The sequence below is a fragment of the Caldimonas sp. genome (assembly GCF_046289365.1).
Classification (GTDB): domain Bacteria; phylum Pseudomonadota; class Gammaproteobacteria; order Burkholderiales; family Burkholderiaceae_C; genus Caldimonas.
In genome coordinates this window covers 1-3,052 of the sequence record NZ_JBKBVU010000276.1, presented here as the reverse complement: position 1 = coordinate 3,052, position 3,052 = coordinate 1, and the positions used below count along the sequence as shown (strand labels likewise).

2 protein-coding genes and 1 other RNA gene are annotated in these 3,052 nt (G+C 60.3%); 2 read left to right on the top strand and 1 reads right to left on the bottom strand.

Going from position 1 to position 3,052, the window contains the following annotated elements:
* A partial coding sequence (locus ACK42S_RS16860; RefSeq protein WP_409710268.1) for a hypothetical protein occupies positions 1 to 544 on the top strand: 544 nt, incomplete at its 5' end.
* Positions 534 to 2,672, top strand: a complete 2,139-nt coding sequence (locus ACK42S_RS16855; RefSeq protein WP_409710265.1) for a hypothetical protein — start codon at positions 534 to 536, stop codon at positions 2,670 to 2,672. The genes ACK42S_RS16860 and ACK42S_RS16855, both read left to right, overlap by 11 nt.
* A 260-nt stretch (positions 2,673 to 2,932) precedes the next feature.
* Here the strand turns inward: ACK42S_RS16855 and ssrA are convergent.
* Positions 2,933 to 3,052, bottom strand: a transfer-messenger RNA (tmRNA) gene (gene ssrA, locus ACK42S_RS16850); the annotation flags it as partial.

The following is a 3,052-nucleotide window of genomic DNA, read 5'->3' as shown; positions in this document are numbered from 1 at the left end:
ACCTGCCGACCCCTCCCTCATCGATGTGACAACGGCGATCACCGAAGCACTGGATCGGCGCGTAGAGGGTAACGGCCAGCGATCCGACCTCGGGGGCCTTGCCAATCGGGCCATCGTCGGTGCCGTCAACGATGTCCTCGCGCCCAAGCTTCAATCGCTCTTTTCGTCTGATCCAGACACGATGCGGGCGGCGCTCGCGGACTTGGGGAAGCCCAAGGAGTTCGGTGACTTCTCCCGGCGATTCTTTGCCCGGCTTGCCAATGAAGGGCTGCAATATTTCCTGAGCAAGGTCGTGAACACCCAGCTTGGCGATGGAATGCGCTTTGCGACGATGAATCAATCCGCCCAGTTCAATGCGGCGCTTGAAACACATACCCGAGAGGCGTCGGTCATCGTCGAGAAATTTTCAAGCGACTGGTTCTCAAAGCACCGGTTTCATGAGGGCGGTGACATTTCCAGAAAATCGTCGGACGGATTCGCAGGCTACGCGCTGAAAAAGATGAAGGACGAGTTGAAAGCGGGGGCGCGCAGCGATGCAAGGTAAACGATACGTTCTGTGCGGCAACGCATCCGCCAAAGGTATCAGCGAAGATCCCTCGCGCGATCTGCGGCTGCGGCTCTCAGGCAAGGCCGGGCACGGCAACATCACCCTGCGGATCGAAGACGTCCACACCAAAATGTTTCGTGGTGTGCCGCCGCTGTTTCACGACCTGCTGGAGATCGCCACCTACGTCTATAGCGCCGATCAGGTGGTCAGACGCGGTGCGGACGATGTCGATTCCTTTGGTGATGGCTGGCGGCGCGATCTGCACTTCGTGGTTCCGGTGCGCAATCCCGATTTTTGGAACTGTGCGGAGGTGCAGGAAACGCTGTGCTCAACGCTCGGGTTCCTTTCCGACGACCAGTACCAGTTCGACTTCGTCAAACTCGACCAGGATCACCAGTTCCAGGAATACCTCGAGTTCAATGACACCCAGCAGATGTACGGGATGCCAGAACAGGTGGTCATGTTCTCCGGGGGGCTGGACTCGCTGGCCGGTGCCATCGATGAGGTTGTGAACCAGAAGCGGCGCGTGCTCTTGGTCACGCACAAGTCGACATCCAAGCTCAACAAGCGACACCGGGTACTCGAAGAGATGCTGGCCGCGAAAGCAGGCGACAACGTGCCGCACCGCATTACCGTTCGCGTCCACAAGACCAAAGAACTGAACCACGAGTACACCCAGCGCAGCCGGTCGTTCCTGTACGTCTCTATTGGCGCGACGATTGCCCGGATGCTCAATCTCAAGAGCGTCCGTTTCTACGAGAACGGAGTCATCAGCCTGAACCTTCCGGTGTGCGCTCAGGTGGTCGGTGGCCGTGCCACAAGGACAACGCACCCGAGAGTGATGAAAGGCTTCCAAGACCTGCTCTCATTGGTGGCAGGTGAGCCCTTCGCAGTCGAGAACCTCTACATCTGGAAAACGAAGGCGGACGTCGTCAAGGTCATCACGGACGCTGGTTGCCACGACCTGATCAAGCATTCGATGACCTGCACCCACACCTGGGAGATGACGAACCAGCACACCCACTGTGGAGGCTGCTCGCAATGCATCGACCGCCGATTTGCTGTTCTCGCTGCCAAGGCTGACCAGCACGACCCGGCCGAACACTACAAGTTCGACGTGTTCACCCAGAGCCGCGACGCCCAAGATCAGAAGAAGAACGTGGACAAGATCATGGCGGCAGCCTATCTGGAGCGAGCCAATCAGGTGAAAGGCCTCACGGACGTGGCGCAGTTCGTCACCAGCTACCCCGACGTGGGCCGGGTCTTCAAGTATCTGAACTACAACAAAGCTGGGCAGGCTGCACAGCGGGTGTTCGATCTGTACAAGCGGCATGCCAACGAGGTGATGGGGGCATTGGACGATCTGCTCAGTCGCTACAGCAAGGAGATTCGTGAACGCACACTCCCAGGCGACTGCCTGCTTCGGACGGCCTATGAGTCCGGTTCGGTGGTCTCGATGCCCGCCGTGGTCTCGGCCGAGAAGCTGCCAGACAACATTTTCCGAAAGCGCGGTGGTGTCTGGGAGGCACGGTTTCAAGGTCGGGGACGACACACCATCCTGATCCAGGGCGTGGACAAGGGGGCCGAGTACATCAACCTGTTGCTGGCGTTCCCGGATCGGGAGACATCGGTCTATGAGATTGCCGTTGGAAGCGCGGCCAACGCCATTGATCTACCTGCCAACACCGGGGTGGCACCGGAAGATATTGAGGAGGGCTTCCAGGTGACCCAAGGCGTGCCTCTGGGCGATGCAGGAGACGTCGCAGACAGGCAGGCCCTCCGCGAATGGCAACAGCGAGCCCGCGAGCTGCTGAGCGAGATTGAGGAGGCGCGCGATGCCGGTGACCACGCACGCATTGAGGAGATCGAGGAGGAAATGGCTTTCCTGACCAAAGCAATGGAAGGTGGCAAAGGCCTCGGAGGGCGGCAACGCAAGGCCGGGGACAAGCGGAAGAACGTCCGGGACGCCTTCCGCAACGCCGTTGACCGTGCCATCAAGCAAATTGCGAAGTACGACAAACCGCTGGCAGAACACCTGGACAACAGCATCAAGCGTGGCGAGGTGGTGGGCTACCGACCCGAGTCGCCGATCACCTGGGACGTTCGGCCCATCGTGAACGGGTAGCCCGGTCCAGGGCCGGGTCGCCTGCGTGAAGGCGGCTTCCGTGACGAACAAACGGCCGGAAACCCGCGTCGTTGCTGGGTCAGGTGCGAAGTCCTCCTCCGCAGAAACAGAGAATGGGCGGGAACTGAGAACGAAAAAGCGCCCGAAACGGGGCCGTTCGGGGCGGCGGCGTCCGTCGCAGCAAGGCCCAAACCCGCGCCAACACTGGGGGGGGAACGGGCGAAAAAAAACCAACCGAGAACGGTTGGTTTTTCAAATAGTGGTGGAGCTGGGCGGAGTCGAACCGCCGTCCGCAAGCCTTCCTCGCGCAGTTCTACATGTGTAGCCGTCTGTTTTGGGTCTCACCCCCGGCGTCGCGCAGCGGCACGCTGCGCCTGGGG

What these genes read in the sequence shown, in the direction of transcription:
- ACK42S_RS16855 (WP_409710265.1), top strand. Translation starts at nt 534, where the DNA reads ATGCAAGGTAAACGATACGTTCTGTGCGGCAACGCATCCGCCAAAGGT.